Raw genomic sequence first — 6,255 nt, 5'->3', positions numbered from 1 at the left:
CCATCTGGGTGCGGCTGGTGGCGGGCGGCCAGTGGGCCTGGGCGGCGCGGCCGAGGGGACGCGAGGCGGCGCTGCTGCTCGAGGGCGAGCTGGACGTCGAGGGGACGCGCTTCGTGGCCCCGGCGTCATTCTTCGTGGGCGCGGAGGACTCTCCCGAGGTGCGTACCGCCACCGGGTGCCTGGTCATCACGCTCGGCCTGGACGGTTGAAAGGGCAGGTTGGCATCCGTGGACACTGTCTGGCCCACACATCCGCTGGAGGCGGCGCGGCTCGGTCGTCCCTCACGGCGGGGCGCGACGGCGGCGCTCGAGGCGCACATCGCGGTGTTGCGCGGCGAACCCTTGAAGGCCGCGCTCGCCAATGCGCTGCGCGACGCGGATGGGCTCGGAGGCCAGGAGCGCCGGTTCGCCGCGCTCGTGGTGCGCGAGCTGTCCCGGCATCAGCGCCTGCTGGACCTGGCGGCGAAGCTGTTGGGGCATCCTCCGGGAAAGCTGGTGCTCACGGAGGACCAGGCGCTGGTGCGCTACGCGCTGTGGCGGCGCATCTTCTGTGGTGAGGGCTGGACGCGCATCGGCCCGGAGGTCCGGCTCCCCGGGCCGGTGAGGCCGCGCACCCTCAAGGACGAGGTGCTCCAGAAGGTGGTGGAGTCCCCGCTGCCGGAGGCGCCGCTGCCGGACACCCACGCGGAGCGGCTGGCGGTGCGCTACTCGTTCCCCAACTGGCTGGTGCAGAAGCTGGCGCAGGCCTATCCGGAGTCGGTGCTGGAGGGGCTGTTGTCCTCACTCGACGAGGAGCCCGGGCTGCACTTCCGGGTGCGGCCGCCGGGGACTCGCGACGCGGTGCTGGCCGCGCTCCAGGAGGAGGGCGTCGCCGCGGAGGCGGTGCTCGCGGCGCCGGACGCGGTGCGGGTGGTGGACGCGAGCCACCGCATCTTCGAGACGCGGGTGATGAAGACCGGGCGTCTTCAAGTCCAGGACGTGGGCAGCCAGCTCATCTCAGAGGTGTGTCGTCCGGTGGGCGGCTCGCTGCAGGGGCTCACCGTGGCGGATGTCTGCGCGGGCGCGGGCGGCAAGACGCTGGCGCTGGCGGACTTCGTCGGTCCCACGGGGAAGGTGCTCGCGGGAGATCGCTCCCGTCGCCGGCTGGCCGAGGCCCGGGAGCGCGTGCGCCACTTCTCCTTGAGGCAGGTGGCCTTCCCCCATCCGCTGCCGCTGTCGGAGGCGGACGTGCTGCTCATCGACGCGCCGTGCAGCGGGACGGGCTCGCTGGCGCGCGAGCCGGATCAGAAGTGGAAGCTGAACGCGGCGGAGATCGCCAAGTACCAGACGACCCAGTCGGAGCTGCTCGACGAGGTGAGTCGTCAGGCGAAGCACGGGGCGCTGGTGGTCTACGCCACGTGCTCGGTGCTGCCGGACGAGGACGAGGCCGTCGTCGAGGGCTTCCTCGCGAAGCACCCGGAGTTCACGCTGGAGCCGGTGGCGGACGTGCTCGGAGCGGAACGGGCGGCGCTCGCGGCCCAGGGGCCGTACCTCAAGGCGCTGCCTCCTCGCGTGCCCGGGGGCGGCTTCTTCGCGGCGCGGCTCCGGCGGACCGGGCAGGGTTGACAGTCCACGAGGCCACACGCTACGCCAGCGTAGGTCCTTCAAGGGGTGTCACCGACGTGCCGGCCGACCCGAAGCAGTCCGAGGTGGTGAAGCAGATCAACGAGGCCTTCCAGGCGGCTCAGGCCCGACTGGCGCAGCTGCGCGAGGCGGTGGAGCGCAACTCGGACCTGGCCCGGGCGAACGCCAAGGCCACGGTGCTGAAGGACCAGAAGGAGCGCGCCTTCAAGGAACTCGGCGAGATCGTCTACCGGCAGATCCAGAAGGGCAGGCTGGAGCTGCCGGCCGGCTTCGCGTCCGCGCTCAAGGCCATCGAGGCCGCCGAGCAGGCGGCCGAGGCGCACGCGCGCGAGCTGACGGACATCCTCCGGGAAGGGGAAGAAGTCGCTGAGCGGTTGAAGGTTGGAAAAAACGCACCGAAGCCGCAAACAGTTCTTGGCCCTGGGAGCAAGAGGCGGTAGAAGGCACCCACTTTCGACGTCGGGCCGCTCCCCCAGGCGGCCGGTAGCAAAGACGGGGCTATAGCTCAGCTGGGAGAGCGCTTGAATGGCATTCAAGAGGTCACCGGTTCGATCCCGGTTAGCTCCACTCTGAAGTAGGAAGGCCCGCCTGGGAAACCCGGCGGGCCTTTTTCTTTTCCGATGAGTGTCGCCGGGCAGAGCGACGGTCCGCGCGCGATGGCGTCTCGTGGCGCGACGCGGATCCGCGGGCCCCTCGTTCCCGAGCCACCGCGGGTGTCACCGGGCCAGGTGGCTCGCGTCGGCTCGCTGCTTCGGAGTCCCTGAGAAATCGCCGCTGCGTTTCGCGTCATCACGCATCTGTTCGTGCGACGGCGTGGTGCGGGACAGGGGCGCGTGGTGACGAACGACTCTCGACAGCGAACGAAGTTGGTCAATGACTGTGCGTCGGCGAACGAAGATGCTGCGCCGTCGCCGGGTTCTCGGATATGGGGCCCGCACGAGGCCGAGTGATGCGCAGACACCTGGATCGAGGCGTGACAGTGGCGCTGGTGCTCGCGGCCGGGATGTCGGCCGCGCAGTTCACACCGGGCTCAGCGGGGCAGGGTGGCGGTTCGACGCCAGGGACGACGGGGACGGGCACGACGTCCGGCACCTCTGGCACGGGCACCACGGGTGGCGCGTCTGGGACTACGACGACCTCGGGCACGGGCACGGGCACGGCGACACCGACTCCGGGGACTGGCTCCGCGGCGCCCGGTGTCTCGGGGCCGCAGACGCCCGCGCCGACGACGGGCGCCGGTGGCGGCACCCTTCCTCCGGCGCCTCCGACCATTGCTCCCGAGTCGGTGGACTCGGCGTCGACGCCCTTCGGTGGACGGACGGTGTCTCCGGCTCCGATGAAGGAGCCCGCGCGAGAGGCCCAGCAGGTGAAGCAGGGTGTCGCCAACGCGCCCGACGCGCAGGCTCCGCGGAAGGCCGGTCCGCTGACGCTGGCGCAGCTGGTGGAGCGCGCGCGCACCTCGGACCTGCGGGTGGAGGAGGCCTCCGCGGAGCTGCGCAAGTTCGAGGCGCTCTACAAGCAGTCGCGGTGGGCCTGGTTCCCCAAGTTCGAAATCACCGTGGGCATGGGCGGCCCCATCCCGGAGGCGCGCAACGACGGCCTCGGCGGCCCGCCCACCACCAAGGCCTCGCTCGAGGGAGACCTCGACTTCGGCAAGGTGGGCGTGACGGTGTTCTCCAACGGCAACGCGGTGTTGCCCATCTACACCTTCGGCAAGCTGTCCGCGCTGGAGAAGGCCGGGGCCCAGGGGCCCATCCTCGGCGCGGCGCTGCGTGAGCGCGTGCGGGACGAGGTCGGCTTCCAGGCCGCGCAGGCGTACTACAGCTACCAGCTGGCGCGCGCGGGTCTCCAGCAGATGGAGGAGGTGTCCAAGCGCCTGGAGGACGCCGCCGAGAAGATCGCCGCGCTCCTGAAAGAGGAGTCGCCGCAGGTGTCCCAGGTGGACACGTACAAGGTCCGCTTCTTCCGGCAGGTGGTGGAGGCGCGCAAGGCGGACGTCATCCAGGGGCGCGCGCTCGCGATGACAGCCATCGGCCTGCTCGCCAACGCGCCGCCGGGCGAGGAGGTCGCCGTCGTCGAGGAGGACCTGCCGCTCGAGGACGAGGTTCAACCTCCCTCGCTGGCGCGCGCGCTGGAGCTGGCCGAGCAGTACCGCCCCGAGCTCACCGCGGTCGCCGCCGGCATCGTCGCGCGAGAGTCCGAAGTGTTGATTCGCGAGCGGAGCTACTTCCCGGACTTCGGCCTCGCGGGCTTCTACGACTTGCGCTTCACGACCAGCGCGACGCGGCAGCGCAGCCCCTTCGCGTATGACCCGTATAACGACCGCACCGCGGGCGTCGGCCTGGTGATGCGGGGGACGTTCGACATCCCCATCAAGGACGCGCAGCTGGACCAGGCGCGCGCGGAGCTCGACAAGCTGCGCGCCCAGGAGAAGCAGATCCACGCCGCCATCCGCCTGGAGGTGACCAAGGTCCACGGCGAGCTGGTGGCCGCGTGGGCCAAGGCCAAGGCCTTCACGGACGCGGAGAAGAGCGCCCGTCGCTGGGTGACGTCCGCCTTCGCCGCCTTCGACCTGGGCACCGGGGAGACGAGAGACCTGGTGGACGCCTTCACCGCCTATGCGCAGGTTACAGGCGACCGGGCGAAGAGCTGGTTCGACGTCCGGTTGGGAATGGCGGCCCTCTCTCGTGTCACGGGGACGCCCCCGGCCCTGCGTGAATAATCAGGGCCACGCGCCTGTCCGCTGTACCGACCTTCTGCACGGAGCCGAAAACCATGATTGCTTCCCTGCTCGCCGCAACCCTGCTGGCCGCGGCGCCCACGCCCCTCACCGTCGTCAAGTCCGGGAACGCGGATGTCCAGAAGGCCGCCAACGCTCCCGGCGCCACCGTCGAGTCGCTCGCCAGCGTCGTCGAGAAGTTCGTCGACTTCCAGGAGCTCGCCAGGCGCGCCCTGGGTGACAAGACGTGGGACTCGCTCACGCCCGCCCAGCGCAAGGACTTCTCCGAGACGATGACGGGCCTCTTGCGTGCGTCCTACGCCCAGAAGGCCATCGGGCAGGCGCAGGCGGACGTGAAGTACGGCAAGGAGACCATCAAGGACTCCGAGGCCACCGTCAACACGACGCTCACCCTCAAGAAGGACCAGATCCCCGTCGACTACCGCCTCTACAAGGTGAAGAACGACTGGCGCATCTACGACGTCGTCACCGACGAGGTGTCCCTCGTGGACACGTACAAGGGCCAGTTCCAGAAGCTGCTGAGCACCAAGGGGTTCGACGGCCTGCTCTCCACGCTGAAGACCAAGCGGGCTCAGCTGGAGAAGGAGAACGCGGCCCAGTCCGCCAAGGGCACCGGCGGCTCCGCGGCTCCCTCGAAGTGAGCTGACAGCGCAACTCTTCGGCACCAGGCCGGGGCCCGCCAGCGGCGAGCCTCGGCCTTTGTCGTTGTGCGCTCAGCGTGGGAGTCGTGGGGCCGCTGACCCGATGGCCCCTGTTCCATCTCCCCGTCTCTCCGCGAAGCGGACCCTGGTCGGGGCGGCGACTGGATTCGCCTAGAGTGGGCCCCTGGTCGAACACCCAAAAGGAGACGGGCGAATGTGGCAGTGCGCGAGGCAGTGGGGGAAGGGTATCGAGTGGCGTGTGCTTTTCGTCCTCGTACTCCTCGGTGCGTATGGCGAGGCGTGGGCCGCGTGCGCGGCCGGCGCAGGGGGGCGCGACACCCTGCAGGAATGGAAGCGCGCGGGCTTTGTCGTTCCGGAGGAGGCTCGTCGTGAGCGGTTGGTGGCGACGCTCGTCGCCTGCCTTGCCTCCCCTGACCCCGCGCTGCGTGACGGACTGGGCTACGAGGGCCTCCAGGCGCTGCTGCGAGCGAGCGCGCTCGGGCCTGATGCGTTGCGCGCGCTGCGGGACCGCCTGCTGGTGATGCTCACGACGGCGGACAAGCAGGGGGTGACGAGGCCGTTCGTGGCGCTGGTGCTGTCGGAGGTCGCTCGCACGGACCGCGTCGCGCCGTGGATGCGCGTGGAGGAACGCGCGGCGATGGTCGAGCGCGCGGCGGCCTACCTGGTGTCCGTCGATGACTATCGCGGGTTCGACAAGAAGGTCGGCTGGCGCCATGGGGTCGCGCACGGCGCTGACTGGGCGATGCAACTGGCGATGAACCCCGCCCTTGAGCGGGCGCAGCTAGAGCGGTTGCGTGACGCGGTCGCCGCGCAGGCCGTGCCGGCCTCGGGCCACGCCTATGTCTTCGGTGAGCCCGAGCGCCTGGCGCGTCCGCTGCTGTTCATCGCGAAGAGGAACCTGCACGACGAGGCGGCCTGGACGGCCTGGTTCACCACCTTGCCCGCGGCGCTGGGGGCTCCCGCGCTCGCGTGGAAGGACGAAGGCTGGCTGGCGCGACGTCACGACCTGGGCGCGTTCCTGCGGGTGCTCTATCTCGAAGCCGACCGTAGCGAGGACCCCGGCGTCGTGAAGCTGCGGCCGGGTATCCTCGCGGCGTTGAAGACGTTGCCGTGATGCCCCACGAGTCGATGCCCCAGGGGGCTCGTGCGCTCGGGCCCGCGGATGAGGAGTTCTCGGGCCCCTTCTCGGGTGAAGCTCCAGGGCTTGCCGATGGGCGGGCAGGGGCGCAGG

Annotated in this window: 5 protein-coding genes, 1 tRNA gene and 1 pseudogene; all 7 read left to right on the top strand. The window is 70.4% G+C overall.

Translation table 11 applies throughout. The annotated features are described in order from the left end of the window. A pseudogene (locus FL311_RS44540) lies at positions 1-209 on the top strand (response regulator); the annotation flags it as partial. Between the two features lie 18 nt (positions 210-227). After that, positions 228-1,604, top strand: a complete 1,377-nt coding sequence (locus tag FL311_RS40115) for an RsmB/NOP family class I SAM-dependent RNA methyltransferase (RefSeq protein WP_223749009.1) — start codon at positions 228-230, stop codon at positions 1,602-1,604. A 56-nt stretch (positions 1,605-1,660) separates the two neighbouring features. Beyond that, entirely contained in the window at positions 1,661-2,062 is a 402-nt protein-coding gene (locus tag FL311_RS40110) for a hypothetical protein (protein ID WP_194869574.1), read from the top strand. Between the two features lie 54 nt (positions 2,063-2,116). Further along, positions 2,117-2,189: transfer RNA gene (locus tag FL311_RS40105), tRNA-Ala, on the top strand. Between the two features lie 382 nt (positions 2,190-2,571). Then, complete coding sequence (locus FL311_RS40100; protein WP_194869573.1) at positions 2,572-4,344, top strand: TolC family protein; 1,773 nt, start codon at positions 2,572-2,574, stop codon at positions 4,342-4,344. A 53-nt stretch (positions 4,345-4,397) separates the two neighbouring features. Further along, the gene (locus FL311_RS40095; protein ID WP_141332913.1) at positions 4,398-5,003 is read left to right on the top strand and encodes a phospholipid-binding protein MlaC; all 606 of its coding nucleotides are present in this window, start codon (positions 4,398-4,400) and stop codon (positions 5,001-5,003) included. A 214-nt stretch (positions 5,004-5,217) separates the two neighbouring features. Further along, on the top strand, positions 5,218-6,138 hold the full coding sequence (locus FL311_RS40090; protein ID WP_141332912.1) for a DUF2785 domain-containing protein: 921 nt from the start codon (positions 5,218-5,220) through the stop codon (positions 6,136-6,138). Positions 6,139-6,255 lie beyond the last annotated feature (117 nt).

The sequence above is a fragment of the Myxococcus sp. AB025B genome (assembly GCF_006518215.1).
Taxonomy (GTDB): domain Bacteria; phylum Myxococcota; class Myxococcia; order Myxococcales; family Myxococcaceae; genus Myxococcus; species Myxococcus fulvus.
Note: the sequence above shows the minus strand (reverse complement) of the source record. Positions and strands in the feature narration are given on the sequence as shown.